13 protein-coding genes and 2 tRNA genes are annotated in these 20,584 nt (G+C 67.2%); 8 read left to right on the forward strand and 7 right to left on the reverse strand.

Features of this window, described 5'->3' with window-relative positions:
- Positions 1 to 58 precede the first annotated feature (58 nt).
- A complete protein-coding gene (locus Poly30_RS00780; RefSeq protein WP_145194120.1) occupies positions 59 to 1,522 on the forward strand; it encodes an MATE family efflux transporter in 1,464 nt (487 codons plus the stop codon).
- A 7-nt stretch (positions 1,523 to 1,529) separates the two neighbouring features.
- On the forward strand, positions 1,530 to 2,087 hold the full coding sequence (locus tag Poly30_RS00785) for a methyltransferase domain-containing protein (protein ID WP_145194121.1): 558 nt from the start codon (positions 1,530 to 1,532) through the stop codon (positions 2,085 to 2,087).
- Positions 2,088 to 2,164: 77 nt separating this feature from the next.
- Here Poly30_RS00785 and Poly30_RS00790 read toward each other — a convergent pair.
- Positions 2,165 to 2,240: transfer RNA gene (locus Poly30_RS00790), tRNA-Cys, on the reverse strand.
- Positions 2,241 to 2,395: 155 nt separating this feature from the next.
- On the opposite strand from Poly30_RS00790, the gene Poly30_RS00795 reads away from it, so the two are divergent.
- Positions 2,396 to 2,659, forward strand: coding sequence for a hypothetical protein (locus Poly30_RS00795; RefSeq protein ID WP_145194122.1), 264 nt, complete (start codon positions 2,396 to 2,398; stop codon positions 2,657 to 2,659).
- A 70-nt stretch (positions 2,660 to 2,729) separates the two neighbouring features.
- Here the strand turns inward: Poly30_RS00795 and Poly30_RS00800 are convergent, their stop codons facing one another.
- Positions 2,730 to 3,851, reverse strand: a complete 1,122-nt coding sequence (locus Poly30_RS00800) for a DUF4344 domain-containing metallopeptidase (RefSeq protein ID WP_145194123.1) — start codon at positions 3,849 to 3,851, stop codon at positions 2,730 to 2,732.
- A gap of 171 nt (positions 3,852 to 4,022) precedes the next feature.
- On the opposite strand from Poly30_RS00800, the gene Poly30_RS00805 reads away from it, so the two are divergent.
- The 4 genes from Poly30_RS00805 to Poly30_RS00820 all read left to right on the forward strand — a co-directional run bounded on the left by Poly30_RS00805 (position 4,023) and on the right by Poly30_RS00820 (position 8,407).
- Positions 4,023 to 6,065: a hypothetical protein gene (locus tag Poly30_RS00805; RefSeq protein WP_145194124.1), complete on the forward strand. Its 2,043-nt coding sequence runs from the start codon at positions 4,023 to 4,025 to the stop codon at positions 6,063 to 6,065.
- Between the two features lie 246 nt (positions 6,066 to 6,311).
- A complete protein-coding gene (locus Poly30_RS00810) occupies positions 6,312 to 7,625 on the forward strand; it encodes a WD40 repeat domain-containing protein (protein ID WP_145194125.1) in 1,314 nt (437 codons plus the stop codon).
- Between the two features lie 66 nt (positions 7,626 to 7,691).
- Positions 7,692 to 7,773 (forward strand) — tRNA-Leu (locus Poly30_RS00815).
- Between the two features lie 181 nt (positions 7,774 to 7,954).
- Positions 7,955 to 8,407, forward strand: a complete 453-nt coding sequence (locus Poly30_RS00820; protein ID WP_145194126.1) for a hypothetical protein — start codon at positions 7,955 to 7,957, stop codon at positions 8,405 to 8,407.
- Positions 8,408 to 8,494: 87 nt separating this feature from the next.
- Here Poly30_RS00820 and Poly30_RS00825 read toward each other — a convergent pair whose 3' ends face one another.
- The 5 genes from Poly30_RS00825 to Poly30_RS00845 form a co-directional block, all read right to left on the reverse strand.
- Complete coding sequence (locus tag Poly30_RS00825; RefSeq protein ID WP_419190794.1) at positions 8,495 to 9,376, reverse strand: 3-keto-disaccharide hydrolase; 882 nt, start codon at positions 9,374 to 9,376, stop codon at positions 8,495 to 8,497.
- A 16-nt stretch (positions 9,377 to 9,392) separates the two neighbouring features.
- Positions 9,393 to 12,695 (reverse strand): hypothetical protein, encoded by a 3,303-nt coding sequence (locus Poly30_RS00830; RefSeq protein WP_145194127.1) that lies wholly within the window; start codon positions 12,693 to 12,695, stop codon positions 9,393 to 9,395.
- Positions 12,696 to 12,812: 117 nt separating this feature from the next.
- Positions 12,813 to 14,123 carry a hypothetical protein gene (locus tag Poly30_RS00835; protein ID WP_145194128.1) on the reverse strand — a complete coding sequence of 437 codons (1,311 nt, stop codon included), beginning with the start codon at positions 14,121 to 14,123 and terminating at the stop codon, positions 12,813 to 12,815.
- Positions 14,124 to 14,263: 140 nt separating this feature from the next.
- On the reverse strand, positions 14,264 to 15,394 hold the full coding sequence (locus Poly30_RS00840; protein WP_145194129.1) for a hypothetical protein: 1,131 nt from the start codon (positions 15,392 to 15,394) through the stop codon (positions 14,264 to 14,266).
- Positions 15,394 to 16,809, reverse strand: coding sequence for an MBOAT family O-acyltransferase (locus Poly30_RS00845; protein ID WP_145194130.1), 1,416 nt, complete (start codon positions 16,807 to 16,809; stop codon positions 15,394 to 15,396). Before Poly30_RS00845 ends, Poly30_RS00840 begins: the two co-directional genes overlap by 1 nt.
- Positions 16,810 to 17,025: 216 nt before the next feature.
- On the opposite strand from Poly30_RS00845, the gene Poly30_RS00850 reads away from it, so the two are divergent.
- The gene (locus Poly30_RS00850) at positions 17,026 to 20,520 is read left to right on the forward strand and encodes a hypothetical protein (RefSeq protein ID WP_145194131.1); all 3,495 of its coding nucleotides are present in this window, start codon (positions 17,026 to 17,028) and stop codon (positions 20,518 to 20,520) included.
- Positions 20,521 to 20,584: the final 64 nt, after the last annotated feature.

Genomic DNA, 20,584 nt, shown 5'->3' on the forward strand with positions numbered 1-20,584 from the left:
GTTCGAATCGCTGGCTCCCGCGCCTACCGGCGAAGAAGAAAGGACTACTCTCCTCGCCGTGACGCCCTCGCCCACTCCTTCGCTCAAGCCGGGCCACTCCATCCAGTCCGGCGCGCTGGCCGGGCGAACGATGGGATCGGCGATCCTGGTGCTCGCTCTGCCGGTGATGATCCAGCAGCTGCTTCAGGCGTTCGTCGGCATGACGGACAAGCTGTTCGCGGGGCACCTCGACGAAGAGGTTCGCGTGGCGGCGCTCGACGCGATCGGGATCGGATCCTACATGGGCTGGTTCATCGGGATCGCGATGAGCGGACTCGGCATTGGCGGTCAGGCGATCATCGCGCGGGCGATGGGCGCGGGGCGCAACGACGAGGCGCGGCACGCGCTCGGGCAGGCGATGGGCGTGAGCCTCGTGTGGGGGCTCGGGGTCGGGCTGATCCTGTGGGGAGCGGCGCCGTGGCTCGCGGAGTGGACGGGGCTGACGCCGGTGGCGGGCGTGCTGCTGTCCGACTACCTGCGCGTGCTGGCGCTGTCGATGCCGGTGGCGGCCGTGATGCTCGTGGGCGCCATGTGCCTGCATGGCGCCGGGGAGACGCGTAAGCCCGCCACGATTGCCGTGCTCGTCAACCTGGTGAACGCGGTGATGTCCTGGGCTCTGTCGGGCGCCGACATCGATCTTGGATCGCTGCCGGGGAACTTCGCGCCGGAGGGGACCCTGTTGGTGAACCCCTTCTCGTTCGACATGGGCGTGGCGGGGATCGCGGCGGGGACGTCGATCGGCTACGCAGTCGGAGCGATCTGGACCTGGAAGGCGCTGATGAAGGGCGTGCCGGATCTGGCGCTGGAGCGGAGCGAGCTGCGGCCGCGGCGCGTGATGATCGTGCGCTTCCTGCGCGTGGGCGTTCCGAACTTCGCCGAGGGGATCGCCATGTGGGCGGTCAACCTGATCGTGCTGCTCTTCATCGGGAGGATCGCCGTGGATGGCGGCCTTCAGGGGGCGCACATCATCGCGATCCAGTGGGAATCGTTCAGTTTCCTGCCGGGCTTCGCGATCGGGACGGCGGCGGCGACCTTGACCGGGCAGTACCTGGGGGCGGGGGATCCGGCCAGCGCCAGGCGCGCCGTGCTCACCTGTGCGGCCTTCGCGGCGGCGCTGATGGGAACGCTCGGGGTGGTCTTCATGACGATGGGCGAGACCCTGACGCGGATCATTTCCAACGAGCCCATTCACCTGGAGCTGGTGCCGAAGCTGCTCTTCATCTGCGGCGCGGTCCAGGTCTTCTTCGCGTTCACGATCGTGGTGCGGCAGAGCCTGCGCGGGGCGGGCGACACGCGCTGGGTCTTCCTGATCACGGCGTTCAGCAGCTACGCGGTCCGTCTGCCGGCGACCTACGTCTTCGGCGTGGTGATGGGTCTGGGCCTCGAGGGCATCTGGTACGGCCTCTGCGGCGAGTTCCTGATCCGCGCGCTTCTCTTCGGAAGTCGATTCTTCCACGGCGGCTGGCAGAAGATCCGCGTCTAATCGATCCATGAAGCAAGACCGGCGTTTCGACGACCTCCTCCTGGCTGGCGCCGAAATCTGGCGGGACTACTGCAACGAGCACGCGGGCGTCTTCCACCGCGTCATCCCGGCCGACCATGCCCTCGCGATCGAGGTCCTCCGCGATCAGCGCCGGTCCGCCACCACGTTCCTGGAGCTCGGGTCGGCGACGGGCGTGATCACGATCATCGCGGACCTCCTGGGTTTCGACGCCCACGGGATCGAGATCGAGCCGACCCTGGTCGACACGGCGGAGCGCCTCGCCGAAGAGATGAACTCGTCGGCCACTTTCGTGGAGGGCAGCTTCGTCCCCCTCGACTACCGGGACAGCGTGGACCTCCTGGGCTCCGACTACATGACCCCGACGGAGGGTGCGGACGCCTATGCGGAGATGGGCCTGGAGATCGCGGACTTCGACCTGGTCTACGCCTACCCGTGGCCCGGGGAGGAGGACTGGCTGATCGAAATGGTGCGCCGCCACGGCGGAGCCCGCACACGCCTGATGATCTACACCGTCCGCGACGGCTACGAGATAGTGGCGACCTGATCCCATCCTGGACGCCATCACCTTGCGGGAGGGCCCATCACCTTTCGGGAGAGCCCATCACCTTGCGGAAGAGGAGATGGAGGCGGCACCCGGATTCGAACCGGGGAATAATGGATTTGCAATCCATCGCCTTAGCCACTTGGCCATGCCGCCTCTCGGGCGGAAAATGTAGCGGCCGAACCCCCATCCGTCGAGGGCCAACCACCAGGAGTTGGCCCTCCGCTGGACCTCCCCTGGCCCCTGGTCGGTCCACGGGTGTTCAAAACTGGGCCGCGAGCCGACTTCGAGACCCCCCGGAGCCTTGCACCATGCCCCGTCACGTCAACGAATCCACCCGGAACACCGAGCCCTGGGCTGAAGAGCTTCTCCTCCAGCACTGGAAGTCGCTGACTCCCGACGAGAAGTGGAGGATGATGTCAGAAGCGTCCATCGCTGTGGAGGAGCTCAGCATCCAAGGGCTGCGGCACCGCTACCCGGAAGACTCCGAGGAGGACCTACGCCTACGGGCCGCGGCTCTCCGGATCGGCCGCGAGGAGTTCGAGCGCTGGACCGGGCGCCGATTCGAGTGGTAGGGGTCTCGCCGCAGAGGGTCGGTTACGCGCGGGTCAACATTCAGATGGAATCGCCGCTGGAGTTCGGCTCTCAGCGCTCCAGCGACTTGCCCTGGGCCACGAAGCGCTGCACGTACTCGCTGTTCACCGTGATCGTTCGCTTGGAGCGGCTCCAGGAGGCGCCGCCGCCCGATTCCGCGAAGTGGATCGTCACCGTCGAGTGCCAGTCGAAGCTCTTGATCGCCTCGGTGAGTTCGTCGGCGAGGCCGCCCTGGCAGAGGTTGTCGAGGAACTCGCTCGACTCATCCCTTCGAACGCGCGCCTCGGACGAGCGCATGCCCTCGGGCATCCGGTAGTTCTTCAGGAGGCGGCGCCAGGAGCGGTGGATTTCGGTTCCGTAGTCCGCTGCGCTTCGGATGTCGTCCTCGGACATGCCCACTTCCGTGGCGATGGAGCGGTACTTGGCTGGATCTGCGGCGACGGCGACGGCGGCGATCTGGAAGGCGCGGCGCGCGTCGCTGTTGTGTTCGCCGCTCACGGTCCATTCGGTCCGCGGGACCTCGCTGGCTTCTTGCATCAAGGAACGAGTTCGCGCTCGGATGACGTCGAAGGCGCGGTCGGGCAGGTAGGTGGTGAGGTAGTGGGTGGCGAAAGCGTCCGCCAGGGTCTCTTCGTTCGCGAGGACCGGCAGGTCGAACTCGCGGACGAGGGCATGGGCCAGCTCGTGCAGCACCACGTGCAGGGTGACGTCCTTCGCGAACTGAGTGGCTTCGACGGAAACGGGCGGGCGTACTTTGGAGTCCTCACGGGCAACGATCTGACCGGCGACGAGCGGCGCGTGCGAGCAGTTGCAGTGGCGGTACTTCTCGACCGCAACGGTCAGTGCTTCCTCGCTCAACTCGAAGTTCTTGGCGGCCGCGGCGAGGAGCGCGTCACCCGTTGGGAACTGGCTTCTGGTGCGATTGAGGTAGGCGTGGACCTCGCTTTCCTTCACGCCCATTTCACGGTAGAGCGCGTTGGAGACGATGTCGCTCATCGTCCCGGGCAAGCTCAGGTCGAGCGAGCAGGCGACGTTCTGGTCGTCACGGGTTGCTGGCTCCTCGACCGCGCTCTCCAGGCCGGGCGCTCGATGGAAGATCGACGGCAAGGGAGCGAAGCCCAGCAGGGTCAGGCCCAGGACGGCCGCGCACTTCGAGTTCGTTGTCTTGGGCATGGTCGGAAGAGACGACGGGCGGGTCGTCGATCGAGGTAGGGACGCGGAGGTCGCGAGCGATGGGGGCTCAAGACTACGCGGCCGTCCAGGAATTTTGGGGAGGCTCGATGCTTCGCTTCTGCAGCGCCACGATCCTGTCACGGATTGGCGGAGACGACGTAGGCTGGGCGGATGGCTCCATCCAGCAGTACGAAGACCCCCGGGTCCGCGATCCTCCTGTTCGCCGTCGCCGCGATGATCGCGACGGGAGTCTTCTTCGTTCTCCGGGATGACGAGACCCAGGCAGCTCCGGTGGTGCAAGAGGCCCCCGCGGAGGCTGGTGAGATGGAGCCGCCGCTGCCGGGTGCGGAGGATCAGCTGGTAGAGGTCGAGCAGGTGGAAGGGGAGCGGCTCACGGAGCCGGTGGCGAGCAGTGGCGTGGATTCAGCGGGCTCGCTCCCGACACTCGAGGCCCCCGATGCGGCTTCGCCCGAGGCCGAAACGGCCATTGCCGTGACGGGCCGCTTCGTGGAGTACGTCAACGGCGTCCCGGCGGAGATGGCCTTCGATGGCGAGATCAAGGTCCTCATCCATGCCAATCGCCGCGGCAAGCCCGTGAAGGTTTCCGTGCGGGGAGGACGATTCGAACTCAGTCTGAGCCGCAACGGGGAAGGGCTCTGGGCGGATGGATCGGGGGAGGTCTTCGGCGACGACACCTCCGCCATGACGGTGCGAGTGGACCCGCCTGAATCGATCGCCGGGCGATCGATGGTTCTCTTCGATCCTGCCGAGGGGAAGGTGGTCGGCTACTCCGAGGCGGTTCCGTTCGGGTCGCAGGACCTCGAGGTAGCGGTCCGGTCGGCGGCGACGACCGAGCTTTCCGTGCTCGATCGCGAAACCGGCGCGCACCTGGGGAAAGTCGACGTGTTCGTGTCGGCCAACGGATTGTCTCCTCGGCTCGACCCCGCCGATCAGAGCTACACGCGGATTGCGGAGGGCTCGTCCTCTCCCGTGCTATTGCAGCCGAGCGGGCGCCTGGCCACCTCTCCGAACGTGACGTTGGTCGCGGTAGTGAAGGGCTACGCGTGGTCGATGATCACCGTGGACCTCTCCCAGGAGAGTCAGCGGAGCATCGAGCTGGAGCGGGCCGGTGAGCTCCAGGTCGACTTCGAAGGTTCTCTACCGCGGGGGGCGATGCTGCGACTTCGTCGCTCGAACGATCTGGTTTCGGACCGGTCCGCGAAGGCCCAGGGCATCCTCTACGACGCACTTGCGCCAGGCGAGTACCAGGCCACGGTGGAACTCGGTGAGTGGTTCCGGTCCCCCGTGATCCTGGGGACTGCGACTGCCGAGGTCAGCGCGGGGGCGCTCTCGAAGGTCACCCTCTCCGTGAGTGAGGTCGAACCGGTCGTGCTCGCGAGTCTTGGGGGCACGGTCTTCGTCCCGCCCGCATGGGAGGACGACTCGCCGCGCTTCATGCTCAAGCAGCTCTCTGCCTCGAAGCAAGGGTCCCAGGTGCGCAGGCAGCTGAGCCGTCATGATCTGCGTCCGGTCGAAGGCTCCGCGGGGGCCTACGAATTCACTCTCGAGGGCCTCGAGACCGGGCAGTACTCCCTGACCGATGGGAAGCGCAACTTCACCGAGACGCTGGAGCTTCCTCCGGAAGGACTCTCCGACTTCGAGTTCCACGTGCCGGCGCCCGTCGAGGTGACGCTCTCGGTCGTCGATCGAGCGACAGGGGAGGACGTGCCGGAGATCGAGAGGATCTCCTGGTCGCCTCGGCGGCCCGAGGGTGTCAATGGATACAGCAGCGCGAGCGTCGAGCGCGACCCGACCACGAACCAGTTTCTGCTACGCGTGCCTGACTGCGACTTTTCGGCAAGGGTTTCGAATCATGATTATGTGAGCGAGGCAGTCGAGTTCACTCCCGTCGACGGAGGCGAGCTGGTTCTCCAGGTCTGGCGCCGCGCCATCGTGGTCCTCGAGCTGCGGGACGGAGACCGCAAGATTCCGTGGCCCGACGACGCCTACCCGTCGATGACGGATGCGAATGGCGAGCCCAGGTACGCCATGCATGGCTCCGGCGGCCGCGAGGTATGGATCGGACTCGACGAGGCAGGGACGTTCCTGCTCACCGTTCCGGAGGTCCCTGGCTTCGAGCCCCAGGCTCCCGTGGAGATCCAATTCGAGCCAGGGCCGAGAAGGACGCTGGTGATTCAGCTGATCCCGAAGTAGCGGTCTCGTCACCGACCCACGTCTCGACTGCTTCATCGCTACCTCATGTCTTCTGGCAAGATGGAGCCCATGGACGGCGCAAGACGACAAGGTGAGGTACCTCACGCGGGCGAGTGGAAGTGGCGCATGGGGTGGAGCCTCCTCTGGCTTGCAGGAGTCGCGTCCTGCGTTCAAACGTCGGGGCGTGGGAACGAAGAAGGAGGACGCTTCGCGCGGCCCGTGCCGCCCCCGAGCGCGAGGATCCCGATGCCGGGGTTCGAAGCTGGGAAGGCCGCGCCGCGTCCTTCCGGACGGCCCAGGTCGCGGCCCGGCACGGTCGCGCCCCGGTTCACTCCGGCCTCGAAGACTCCCGACGGCGTGCCCGTGGCGGGGCTGGAGGTGAGGGAGCGGAGGGTCGCCGGTAGCGAGCTCTGCTTCGTCTCCGAAGCCCGCGTGGCCCAGCGAGCGCCGGTGGCCGTCGGCACTTCGCGCGGACAGCCCGTTCGCATTTTTGGCGAGGAGACCGGTGCAGTTCTCGCCGAGTACGAAATCCCCGCCGACGAACAGGATGTGATCTCCCTCGACATCGACGACGCGGGCGAGCGCGTGGCGATGCTCGACTACGGGTATCGGGTCTGGCTCTGGGACTGGAAGACGGGTGGTGCGCCGGAACTCGTGGGAGCGCTTCCTGGATGGGAGCCCGTCGAGGATCCCGGGCTGGCGATGGCGACCATTCGCTTCGGTCCCGGCTCCGAGCGGATCGTCGTCGGCCAAGCTCTCAGCGGCGCGGCACTCCTCGGCCGGGCCGGTCAATTGATCCGGCGCGTGGGAACGGGGATCGACCTTTCCGGTGAGGCGCCGCCGGCGGAGCTGCCCGGCTTCGTCGTGGATGTTCGGCAGACCTCCTGGAGCGAGGACGGATCGCGGGTTCTCTTCCTCGTCGATGGGTGGCCGCGGCTTCTGGATGCGAGCACCGGCGACGAGATTCCGGTCCTCATGGAGACCCACCTCTCGCTCGTCGAACAGATCGCGCTCTCCCCCGACGGCCAGTGGATGGCGACCTCGCACCTGGGGAACGAGGTCGCGCTGACTCACCTCTCCGACGGTCTCACGGCGTGGCTGCGCGTCTTCGATGTGCCGAAGCCGGATTGGCCCGTGGCCGGCTCACCGGAACTCACCGAGCGTGAGCGTCGCCGCGGGATCCACGGGCTCGAGTTCTCGGCGGACGGTCGCTTGGTGGCTGTCGCGCTCGACGGACCTTCCCGGCTGGCGCTACTCGACCTGTCGACCGGGCGCGTCCTCGGCTACAGCGGACCGGAACCGCCACGCGATCAGGATATTTGCGAGGTCGAGCGCTTCGGGACGAGCGGCTTCCTGCTCACGCCGCTGCCGTGCGGTTTCGTCCACCGCGTGCGGATGGCCGAGAACGGTCGCAGGGTGCTCCACGACATCGAGGGCCTTTCGACGCCGCCCGACGTGGGATGGGGCGGTCGCCTGTTCTTCGCGGGCGAGAACGAGTACCAGCTGAACAGCCCCGAGGAATGGACGACTCTTTGGTCGGTGCCCATCCAGGACTGGTAAATCTTGGCTAGGATGTGGCCCCATCGTGCGCCGCGGGGACCACGGGTCTCGGCCGAGCGCAGGTGAGGGGGCGTGGCGAAATTGGTAGACGCATCGGACTTAAAATCCGAAGGCCTTGGCCATCCGGGTTCGAGTCCCGGCGCCCCTATTACCCCCCTGGTTCCTCCCCTGGCCAGCCTCCGCCCATGGCGCGAGCCCGCAGACCCTGCCAATTCCGTTAGGGCAATCGAGTGGGGGAGTTGGCTATCCTCTTACGTTCAAGAAACGAGTCGCAGGGCGGCTCATTCTCCGAGGGTCGTCCCCGCCCTTCTGATTCCCCACTCCATTCCATGTCCAACTCGATCCTCCGCGCGCTGCCCGCGCTTCTTCTCTCCCTCCTCGCCGGCTTCTCCTTCACCGGCTGCGCCTCGACGGGCGCCCTCTCGGGGCCCCTCGCCAACGCTCTCGGCGAGATCACCGGCTTCTCCACGAACATCGCCGACTGGCAGTCGAAGCTCGGCGGCATGGTCGACGGCACCGCCCTCGGTCAGCTCAAGGAGTACGCCGACAAGGCCACCAACCTGGGCGACACCGTGAAGGGCATGGCAGCCACCGCCACGAAGGCCATGCAGAACCCGCTCGAGGCCATCGGCTCGAAGCTCAGCGATATGGGCGGCATCAACGTCGATCAGCTGAAGTCGCTGGCGCCTTCCGCCCAGATGGACGCCATCAAGGGCTTCACCGGATCGGCCGAGAACGTCGGTGCGATGGCCCAGGACTTCCTCAAGCAGTTCGGCAACTGATCCCCGGAAGCCCCACGAAGAAGGGCCCGGCGCAGATCACTCAACGAGGAGTGATCTGCGCCGGGCCCTTCTTGGTTCCTGGAGGGACTACTCCGCGTCTTTCTCGACGACGTGGATCTCGATGCTCTTGAAGTCGATCGGATGGCTCTCTGCCTGGATCGAGATCGTGCCTGACGAGAGCTGAATCTCTGCGCCGCCCTCGATGAGCTTCTTGGCGTACGGGTCGCGCGGATCGAGCTGGGGCCGCTGGTACTCCATGACCTTCTCGCCGTTCACGTAGTGACGGATGACGCGATTGCCGCGCACCTGCACCTCGAAGGTGACCCAGTCCTCGCCGTAACTCGTCGGCCCTCCGGATTGGATGCAGTGGTCGAGCTTGACCTCGCCCCCTATCTCCACGTTGGTCGACGGCGTGCAGAGGTTCGCGTTGGAACGTTCGCCGCCGCCCGTATTCTGCCCGAGGAGCTGAGCTTCGATGGACGCAGGGAAGTCCTGGTCCACGTCCATGCTCTCCGGTGTCTGCCCGTGCAGCATGACGCCGTTGTTGCGGAAGGCCCAGCCCGGTCCGCCCTTGACCTGGCCCTCGCGGAAACGATAGACGACGCGCAGGTCATAGGACGAGAACGGCTCCTTGAAGAACAGGTGCCCGAACTTGGCGCCGAAGTCCCCGTAGCCGTCGTAGACCACCCGGAGGAGGCCGTCCTCGACGCGGAACGTGTCGAGGTAGTTCTCACCGGCCTTCTGACCCGCGAACTTCGGCGTCCAGCCCTCCAGGTCCTTTCCGTTGAAGAGCGCGACCCACTCCGCCTCGTCGGCTTCGATCGGCGCCGCGGCCGGCGCTCCTTCCTGATCGGCGAGCGACGTGGTCGGGCGAACGCCGAGGGCGAACGACAGGATCGCCGTCCCCGCGAGGAGAGTGATCTGAGCTTCCGGACGGGCCATCAGGCGGCCGAGGAGGAGTTGGGTCATCGAGTCAAGGGTATGGCTATTCGCAGAAGGTCACGGCCACGGCATCACTGAAGTTCTGACCGGACCCGCCCGGGACGACGTCGCGGTAGAAGTACTGGAAGTTCCAGGTGCTGCCAGCCGTGATCATCGCCGCAGGCGTCTGTGGCATCGTGACGTCGACGTTGTAGAAGGACCCGCCGAAGATATCCGACTGGGTCACGCCGAGGCGGAAGAGGTCACCACCCACGCAGCGAACGCCGTCACCGGTGGGCGCGTTCGCCTGGGCATCCCCATAGAAGAACACGCCGAAGACCCCGGACGCTGCGCCCTGGGTGATGAGCGTGAGCGAGTTGTCGGAGAGGTTGGAGGAGCCCGTCGCCAGGATCGTCGCCCCGCTTCCGACGGAGTTCGGGCTCGTGACGCAGTAGTTCTCGAAGCCGCCGTTGCAGCTCGTGAAGCTCGCGACGCGCGTGCGCCAGCCGCTTTCGCGGTACTCGTGGTGGCCCCAGAAGCGCCCGGCTTCCGCGGGATCGTCGTTCGTGGCGCTGTAGTCACCCCAGCGCCCGGAGGTCTCCGGGCTCGTGCTGGTGATGATGGTCTCGATCGGCGCGGTGACTCCCGCGGGGTCCAGTGGACTCCGGGTCGTACGCGCCATCGAGATCGGGGTCGAACTCGACGACATAGCGAACGTCATCGCCATCGCGCCCGCGTCGTTCACCCAGAGGCTGCCGAAGTACGTCGAGACTCCGGGGCCGCCATCGATGTCCCCGGACTGAAGAACGCTCGGCGACTGGCCGGACTGCGGCCAGCCCGCCATGTCGATCTCGTACCAGCGCTGGCGGGCCGGGCTTCCCTGGTGATGCGTGGCCCAGAGCTTGCCGTTGCGAAGGACCGCGCTCCAGAAGCGGGCTTCGAAGAGGTTCGGCCGGCTGCTCGTCCCCATCTGTGGCGGGTCGGCTGGCTGACCGTACGTGGGCACGGCCAAGTCGACGAACTGCACCGACGGAGTTCCCAGCGGGTCGTCCACTGCGTAGATTCGGATCGAACTCGAGGACGACGTCTCCGGCGCGAAGACGAAGTAGGCCGAATTCGCGTTCCCGTCGTAGTTCACCGGCGCGCCCATGGAGTGGTTGCCCGTGATCGTGGTGTTCGTCGTCACAGGCGTGCCGCCGTTCAGCACCGACGCCTTGTCGACGATGTAGATGAAGTACCGTGTCGGGCTGAAGAAATCCGCCGTCAGGTAGATCCCCTGGCTGTCGACAGAGAGGTTCACCGAGTCGATGTTGGCCCCGATGATCGGGGTCACGTCGAGGCGGTACTTGAACCAATTGCCCGTCGGGTCGCCGTCGTCGGAGATGGCGAGGAGGTAGTAGGAGTTGCTGCCTTCGCGCTCCGCCGCGATGGCCACGAAGCGGTTGGTGAACGGATCCCACACGACCTCGGGATCGAAGACGAAGCTCGTGGCGCCGACGCTGCCCCAGAAGCCGCCGCCGCCTTCGATCTGGTCGTTGAAGAGCAGCGTCCCCTGCTTGTCGTAGAAGCGAATCCCGCCGTTCACGATCACGACGAGGTGATCCATGCCGACCGCCATCTCAGGGTCGGGGGGCGTCCAGCCCGTCGAGGCGAAGCCGAGGAAGTCGATGTCCGAGCCCACGCTCCGGCGCACGCCCTCGTGGAGATCGTCGGTGGCGATGTCCCTCGGGTCGAAGGTCGGTGGTTCATGGGGAGCGGCCGCGTCGTCAGTGCCCGGGGAAGCATCCGCAGAAGCCGCCGCTGGGAGCGGGATCAGCGCCTCGGCGTGAACCGTCTCAGGGACGCGCCGTGGCGTGGGGCTGTGCTCCGGCGTCGTTCCGGCATCGGCCAGGATCCGCGCGCCTTCCCCATCACGCTCCAGCGCCACGAACGAAAGGTGGGCGCCGCTGCTGTCGCCGAGCTCGGCATCGCCGTGCCATCCCGCCACGATTCGCCCGTCGGCGAGGAACGCCGCTCGCTGGCTGGCGCCGCCGACGGCGAGGGCTTGCTTGCCTTCCTGGACACCGCTGGCCCGCTGCGGAGCCAAAACGGTCCTCAGCGTCTCGTCGTCCTGGGGTTCGCCCACGCAGGTGACCTCGCAGAAGAGACGCGGCGTACCGCCCTCGCTCGCGAGGTAGCGGCTCCAGATGACGGCCGTCTCCGGCCCGCTGGCCGCGATCGCGAGACCGCTCGTGTAGCCTTCACCGGGAGCGTCGATCAAATGGATCGGACCCACGTCGATCCCCGCGAGAGGGGCGTCGGCGCCGCCGCTGCCCCTGGGCTGCGCGAACCATCTCGCGGTGCCCGCGGTCGCGAGGCTTCGCCAGTGAATCGCGTATTCGCCGCTGACGTTGCCGCTCTCGGTTTCGAGCCACGCGATCGCCGCCCGGCCCTCCGTGGTGCTGAGGCTCGGCTCGACCGGGAGGCCGCCTTCGTGCCCCTCGTCGATACGGATGGCGGAACTCACGAGTCCCTGGCCGTTGACCGCGACGAGGCGGATCCCCGAGGGCCGGCCAGCGGCGTCATACGTCGAGAGGGCCACCAGCGCGCCCCCGTGGAGGCGAGCGGTCGCTGGCGTTCGCGCTCCGAGAGCCTCGCCCACGTCGAGCGTCATGCGCTCGCCGCTCGGCTTGCCGGTCGGATCCAGAAAGCGCGCGTAGGCGACGCGCCGTCCGCGGAACTTGCCCTGGTCGTCGTTCACGGCGGGTCCGGTCCACACGCAGAGAGCTCGACCCTCTTCGAGGGCCACGATCGAGGGCTCCGACTGATCGCCTTCGAACATATCGTCGACGCGAAGCTCGTGGCACGCGGCGTCCAGTGTGCTGGAGAATCGACGGGCGTAGACGCCGTCTCCATCACCGTCCTGGCCGCGCGAGACCCAGGTGAACCAGGCGGCGCCGCTGGGATCGAGGCTGAGGCTCGGATCGACCTGCATGCCCGCGGTCGTCTCGTTGACGGCGACCTCCTCGGAGAGAAGCGCCCCCTTCGAGTTCACCCTGCGCGCGCGGACCCCGTAGGTGCCGGCTTCCTGTCTGCGGCTGTGCCAGACCGCCATGAGGGAGCCGTCCGGGGCCACCACCACCGAAACATTGTCCTGGCTGCTCTCCGTGAAGGCGTTGAGCTGGAGATCCCGGCAGGTGGCCTCGCTCGACGCTGTAGCAGGCAACGAAAGACTGGTCGCTAGAGCGTGGGCCGCCGCGAGTTCCAGCTGGCCTTCCACCAGGCTCTGGAGCAGCCCCGGCATCGAGGGAAGCGGGTCCGAGACCTGCCGTGGGACGAGTGAGGCGGCGGGGAGCGCGAGGCTGACGAGCACGGACGAGAAGAGCATGAAATCGGGGGTAGAGGTCGGGCGGAACGGATCCGTTACCTCCGATCCTCTCCCGCGACTACGATTTCCGGTAGGCCCTTTTTGTGCTCCGCCCGGAGGCCTCTCCGACCGAGAGCCCTACGAGTCCGCCGCTGCCCCGTTGAGGAAAGCCAGCGTGAGCTGGCGCCCGACGAGCGGGTAGCTCATGGCGATCCGATAGACGCTGAACTCGTCCAGGTTCCATCCAAGCTTCTCGCCCACGTGCTCCAGGAGCATCGTGTACCGCGGGAACTCCAGCATCCTCACGCGGTGGATCCCCGTGCCGAGGTGCTGCATGGGCTCGGGGCAGTCGCGCTGGTCGAGGTGGCGCGCCGGGTCGCAGGCCGCGGACGGCCCGAGCGAACTTGTGTTGTACGAGAGGACGCTCGGCGTCGAGCCTTCGAACACGTCGCGGTGCACGAAGAGGTCGAACACGGCGCGGCGAGTCGGCATCTCCGGCAGCATGAAGAAATAGGGCGGCCGGACGGTGCTCGGCTTGCGATGCACGGGCTCCGAGCGGTTCACCTCGGCGATGACCAGATCGACCTTGGATCCGCGTCCAAAGCCAGTCGGGCCGAGGGAGTACTCGACCTGGTTGCCGAACTGTCGCGCGACGAGCGGCGCGGGGGGCGCGTTGCAGAAATCGTCGAGACGGACGGTATGGAGGCCATCCAGCGCCGGCTCGCCGTCGAGATTGAGGGGGACCCGCGGCGAGTTTTCGCCCGGCGCCAGGTCTATGTCGGCGAGGCGCCGGGTCTCCAGTTTCACCGGCGCATCGGGGCGAATGCGGTCGATTCCGAGCAGGCACTTGACGCTCACGATGTCCAGGTTCTCCTTCTTCTTGCCGGGGAAGAGGAGCATGCTCGCCAGCTCGAACTCGCAGGCGACGCCCTCGAGTTCGTTGAGCGCCTTGAAGATCGTCTGGCGCCGTTGACCCTCGAACTCCCGCCGTTCCTCCGGCAGCCAGGCGCTGAGCATGGCGCGCAGGGAGCCGCGGTCGCCGGCTTCATCACGAATGAGATGGTCGAAGGCGGTGACCTGGATCTCGGCCGCCTCGCAGTACTCGCCCGGCGTGCCGACTTCGGCGGCGGACTCGACCATCTTCCGAAGGGGATTGGGTCCCGGGAGAAGCTGGAGAACGGCGATGGGGTCGGGCTGCGACAGTGCCTTGAGCAGCCGGCTCGCCGTCACCGTCGTCATGCCGAGCGCGCGCCCCAGAGCCTGTGGACCGCTCGGTCGTCCGGGGACGTTGGCAACGAGGGCCGCCAGCGACTCGGCGAGTCCCGTTCCGAGGCGCTCCACCCTCGCGCGAAGTTCCGTGCCGGGCTCCTGTTCTCCCTGTCCCGGGATGCCGGGCTTCTTTCCGACACTGTCGGTCTTCGAGTGGATGGTTCTCGGTGGGGTCGGCAAGGCGGTATCCGTCGTGGCGGGGAGAAGAGAGGGAGGAGTGAGTCTCTCAAATCATAAGTCCAGGATCCCTTCGATTGCGAGTGTAGGTTTCCTGGAAACTAACCCAGCGTAGTAGAGGGTCTCAAATTCCCCACTCCGCGTCAGTCCTTCTTCTGGGCCTCGAGTCGGGCCACCAGCGCCAGGAAGGCTTCCGAGAGCAACTCGGTGAAGCCCACGCGTGCCTCCTCACGGTTCAGGTGGTCGCCATTGGCGAACCACTCGAACGGGATCCGGTCGTCTTCCGAGAAATCGAGGAGCGGGACCGACTCGGACGCCAGGTACGCCTCGAGCGCACGTTCGTAGCGGGGCAGATCTACCTTGAGAGCCGTGGGGAAATGCGATCGGTCGTCCGGGAACTCGGCGTTCCGACGCGGTCGCATGCGCATCAGCACCAGCTGGATCCCGGCCTCTCTGCAGATCCTCACCATCTCTGGCAGGAACGACTCCGGCAGCTCCGATTCGAAGTCGAAGTAGTTGCCCATCGCGAGCTTCGCCGCGCGCCGCTGCTTCTTGGTCAGCTTCGAAGGCTGCTTGCGATCGTCGGCGAACACGACGTCGACTGCCGCGCGCATTTCGTCGGGCGAGTGGCCCAGCAGAAATCCCGTGGCGTCTGCTTTCACGAAGCCCTCCACGCGCTCCACGATCTCGCTCTTTCGCTGGGCCGGAGCCCAGTAGCGGCGCAGCGTGTACTCCAGCGGCCCGAGGTCCGACAGGTAGGCGAGGCGATCGAGCAGCGGCTCGGGGCCGTCGACGTAGCGATCGACGATCTGCTTGTAGCCTCCGTCCGCGCGATATTCCGGCACGGTCAGGTACGTGTCGCGGAACCCGAGGATGCAGTACTTCGGCGGGGGATTCGCGGCTGCGATTCGATTCTTGATCACGAGGTACCAGGTCGCCGACATCGAGCCCGCGACCGTTAGATCGAGCGCCTCCATGCCGATCTGTTTCTCGAACGCGGCCTCGTCGAAGGCGCAGGCAACGATGGAGCTGCCGACGACGACGACCTCGGGCTTTTGCTCCGCCAGAAGGATCTCGAACGGGGTGTCCGTCCGTCCCTTCCGATCGGTGCGATAGGGCAGTGCGTCGTCGTGGGTGATGAGTTCCTTGCGCGGCGGCCCCGCGGCGAACGTGGCGCCTGCGACGACGATCACGGCTCCCGCGAGGCCGGCGAGGACGCGAGCCGTCGCGGAGCCGGCGGGCTCGCTGATCCGGTGATTCGTTGGGTCCGTCATCAGAAGCGAAAGTAGATGAAGTCGTTGGATCCGTCGCCCGCAAAGAGCGTGATCGCGACAAGCGCCGCGGCCAGGAAGGCGCCGCGCAGGAATGCGCCGAGGCTCGACGCGGCCGCCGACGGAAGCCGCTCCACCAGGCCTTGAACGGCCATGGGAGAGGAGTAGAGAAGGACGAGAGCCAGGGTATAGGCGGCGGCCGAGCCGTCGACGCCGGACATCCCGACGGGCGAGTGCCGCAGCGCCCCGCCGAGCCAGGCGATGTCGCCGGTGCGGAAGAGTAGCCAGCCCAGGAGCGTCCAGACGAACATCACGCTGATCGAAATCGCGCGGCTGGGCCGCGAACGCGGCTCCCAGCGTCCGCCGAGCTTCAGCTGGTGGTAGGCGAAGACGAGCAGCGCGTGATAGACGCCCCAGAGGACGAAGTTCCAGGCGGCGCCGTGCCAGAGACCGGAGAGCCCGAGGGAAACCAGCAGCACGCCGAGGAACCCGAGCGGCGTCCTCACGCGCGAGCCGCCGAGGGGGATGTAGAGGTAGTCGCGGATCCAGCTGGAGAACGAGATATGCCAGCGTCGCCAGAAGTCAGAGGGCGAGACCGCGAGATAGGGCGAACGGAAGTTCCGAATGAGGTCGAACCCCAGGAGCTTCGCGATGCCGCGGGCGATGTCCGTGTAGGCGGAGAAGTCGGCGTAGATCTGGACCGCGAAGCCGAGCGTGCCGACGGCGAGGAGCGCAAGCGTCGGCGCCTGAAGCTCGAAGATCTCGTCCACGTAGGTCCCGACGTTGTCGGCGACGACGAGCTTCTTGAGGTAGCCGCCCACGATGAGCTCCAGCGCGGGAAAGAGCGCGGCCCAGCTCCAGCGGCGCACCTGTTCGAGCTGGGGGAGGAAGCGTGAGGCGCGCTCGATCGGCCCCGCGACGAGCTGGGGGAAGAACGAGACGAAGACGGCGAAGTCGAAGAGGTTCCGCCGCGGCTGGAGCTGGCCCCGGTAGACGTCGATCGTGTAGCTGAGCGTCTGGAAGGTGTAGAACGAGATCCCGACCGGTAGCACGAGGAGCAGCTCGATCGGCTGGAGTTCCCAGCCGAACAGCCCGGCGGCGTCCGCGAAGCTCTTTGCAAAGAAGTCGTAGTACTTGAAGACGCCCAGCAGCCCCAGGTTGAAGGCGAGGCTGACGACGAGCCAGGCGTGCCGCGCGCGCGGGAACCGGCCCATGGCGAGGCCGCAGGCGTAGTCGACGACGGTCGAGCTGGCGATCAGCAGGCAGAACCACGGATGAACGAACCCGTAGAAGTAGTAGCTGCCGACCAGGAGCAGGGCGTTCTGGAGCTGGCGTGCGCGGGGGGCACGACTCAGGAGCCAGTAGAGCGTGAAGACGGCCGCGTAGAACGCGAGGAAGGCAGTGCTCGTGAAGACCATGGCGACCGGGAAAGGGCGGGGAGGCTATCAGAACGTCGGGGGACTCGCGCAGGGTCGTTCCCGGGCCCGTTTCGATCGCATGGCCGCCGCTTCAGGTCCATGACTTCCGAAATGTCGCGGCCGGAAGGAGCCAGCCTGTCGCGGGAAAGGATTTCCGCCTCGGGTCTCAATCTAATTCTTCGGGCGCTCGATAGGTCCGCCATGACCACTCCCGGCATGTTCAACAGCCCTCGCGGGCCCATCGGTCTTGTCCTCAGCGGCTGCGCACTCACGGGGATCATCCTCATGGGTGTGCCCTGCGGCTCCAAGAGTTCCCCTTCTCCTTCCGATCCATCGGCGCCCGCTCTCACCGTTACCGGGTCGTTCGTGCCCTCGAACGCGCGCGTGGACGACTCGATCAGCGCCGCGGAGGCCACGACTCTGGTGCTGGACGGCATCGAGGGCACCTTCGTGTTCGTCGGCGGCCAGCAGTGGCTCGACTACGAGGACGGAACGGCCCGGCTCATCGCCGAGCTCGCCGACGCGGGTGACCGCAACCGTCGCTTCGAGCTGAACCTCCAGGCAGGCATCCGCAGGTTCCCCGCCGACCTCGGCGGCGCCGAGTTCCGCTATGCCCTCGAGCCCGTGGCCTACAAGGCCCAGGGCGGCATGATCGACCCGGACCGCTGGATCGGCTTCGGCCGATTCGCGGGATCTCTCACGGGTCTCAGTGACCTGTCCGGCACGAACCTCACGCTCGAACTCGAGCCCGATACGGTCCTCCAGGTCGGCGAGGGCGCCAACGGCGTCAACGCCTACTACGGCGCTTCGGCGAGCCTTCTCTGGCACCGCGCGAGCGGCACGGACGTTCCCGCTGGCGGCGCCGCTTCGATCTCCTTCACGCTCCAGGCCGACACCGTGGCGCGTGCTTCCGCGGCTCGGTCGGAGGAGCCGTTCCACGGCAGCGGCCACACGCACGCGGTGACCCTCCCGGGCATCTCCCAGCGCATGGTCTTCACCGCGGGTGGCCGCTTGACCGAGCGCCCGGACGGGACGGCGCGCCTCGCCGGCGTCCTCGTGGAATCCGGCAACCCAGCGCGGTCGTTCCACATGGATCTCCATCTCACGGGTCGCGTGACGTCGAGCGACGCCGCCTTCCCGCCCGCGGGAAGCCCGAAGCTCGAGCTGAACACCAGCTCGTACGTGGACCATGGCGGACCGATCGTCCCCGCCACCTGGCACTACTACGAGGGCTTCGAGGGCACGCTCGTGGGCCTCGGCGACTTCAGCGGTGCACAGGTCAGCGTCTCTCGTCGCGGCCCCGCGTTCCAGATCGGCTTCGGCGCGAGCGGCAAGAACGGGCGCTTCGGCGGCGCGGGCTGGCTCGATACCGTCGTCAACGCCCAGCCGACCACCGGCGTGACGCTTCCGGGTACGACCGGCGGCGACATCAACATCGACCTCGACGAGTCGGGCACGAGCTCCTGCGCGATGCCGGCTCTGAAGGGCGACGCAGCGCGCTACAGCGGCGGCCACGCGATCTGGATTCCGGGCCTCGCCACGGACCTCGTCTTCCAGCCCGGCGCCAGCTTCGTCGAGCGCGCCGACGGCAGCGCTCGACTGGAGGGCATCGCCTTCTCGCGCACCGATCCGACCATGCAGTTCCAGGTCGGCGTCGACCTCGCCGACCGGATCGACCCGCAGGCCCCGGGCTACCCGCCGACGGGCAGCCCGAAGCTCGAGCTGAAGTCCGGCGCCTACGCGGAAAACGGCGGCCTCGTCGATCCGAACGGCTGGCACTACTACGGCAACACGCTCGGTGAGCTCCAGGGCCTCGGGCGCCTTCGCGGCGCGAGCATTCGCATCGAGCGGCGCGGGCCGGCCTTCCAGGTGGGCATCGGCGCGAGCGGCAAGAACGAGCGCTACGGCGCGTGCGGCTGGCTCGACGTGAGCGTCGTGCACCAGCCCGATTCCGGACCGAATCTGCCCGCGGGCTTCACCCACGGCGACATCAACATCGACCTCGAAGACGACTGCGTGACCTGTGCATCGGCGGCTCGCTACGACGGTGCGGTGGCCAAGTACCAGGGTGGACACGCTTTCTACCTGCCGGGCATCAGCCACGACTTCATGTTTGAGCCGGGCGCTGCCTTCGCGGAGTCCTCGGACGGAACGGCGCAGATTCGCGGCACGCTCTTCAGCCCGACGCGTCCCGGCTGGCGCTTCCAGGCGCTCGTCGAGCTGTCCGGTCGCATCGATCCGGGTCAGGCGGGCTACCCGCCCGCGGGTTCGCCGAAGAAGGAGCTCACGCCGGTGAGCTTCACCGAGCAGGGCGGCCCGGTCGACACGCGCGGCTGGCGCTACTACGAGACTTTCGGCGGTGACCTCATCGGCCTGGACGCTCTCGCAGGAGCGAAGGTTCACGTGGCTCGCATGGGCCCGGCGTTCCAGGTGGGCGACGGCGCGGACGGCAAGAACCTGGGCTTCGGCGCGGCCGGCTGGCTGGAGGTCACGCTGATCGATCAGCCGACCACCGGGATCTCACTCCCCGCGTCCTTGCCCCACGGTGATATCAACCTCGACCTCAACGAGAACTGCTCCACGTGCGCCACGACGGCGCTGCGTGACTCGGCGATCTCGACCTTGCCGGGCTCCGCGGCCTTCTGGATCGGCGGCGTCGGTTCCCAGTGGTTCGACTTCGAGAGCCCGGCCGCCTACTACGAGCGGCCCGACGGTTCGGCCACGCTCTCGGGCGTCCTGTACGACATCGCGGGCGGGGACTGTCGCTTCGCGGTCGAGCTGGAGTTCAGCAGCATGGCGTCTCCCATGGACGGCGACGACCTTCCCTCGGAGAGTCCGAAGCGCGACCTCATGGCCGCGCAGTACGCCGACCAGGGTGGACCGATCGACTTCATGCGCTGGCGCTACTACCAGCATACGAGCGGAGAATTCATCGGGCTCGGCCAGCACGACGGAGCGCGCATTCGTCTCGGCCGCATGGGGCCGTCCTTCCAGGTCGGTTTCGGGGCGAGCGGCGCGAACGAGCGCTGGGGTGCCTCCGGCTGGCTGACGACGGAGATCCTGAGCCAGCCGAGCACCGGACCGGCGCTCCAGATCTCGGGGGCGGACTTCAACGTGGACCTCGGCGATGGCTGCGGCGTCTGCGTGACCGAAGCCATGCTCGATTCGGAGGCCACGACGACCTCGGGCGACCACGGCTTCTACTTCCCGGGCATCGGCACGGACTTCGTCTTCGAGGGCCCAGCGCCCTTCGTCGAGAACCCGGACGGAACCGCGCGCTTGACCGGCGAAATCTACCGACCGAACGAGCCGCACAAGCGCTTCCGTGTCGAGGTGGATTTCAGTGGCCGCGTCGACCCTGGCATGGCGAACCACCCGCCCACGGACAGTCCGAAGCTGGAGCTCAAGACTCCGTACTACATCTCGTCCGGTGGCATGATCGACCCCTCGACGTGGCGCTATTACGAGACCTTCAGCGGCCGCGCGTACGGACTCGATGCGTTCGCGGGCGCCGAGCTCTACTACGAGCGCATGGGCCCGTCCTTCCAGGTCGGACCCGGCGCGAGCGGCAAGAACGTCGACTACGGCGCATCGGGCTGGATGGACGTCCAGATCGTGCAGCAGCCCACGAACGGCCCCCAGCTGGTGATCCCCCCCGGATTCCACGGCGACATCAACGTGAACTTCACGTCCGACTGCGGCGAGGAGTGAAGCCGTGCTTGCCATGGGGCTGGTCCAGCGGCGAGTGAGAATCTCGCCGCTGGATCACTGGCCT

The sequence above is a fragment of the Saltatorellus ferox genome, from assembly GCA_007751475.1.
Taxonomy (GTDB): domain Bacteria; phylum Planctomycetota; class UBA1135; order UBA1135.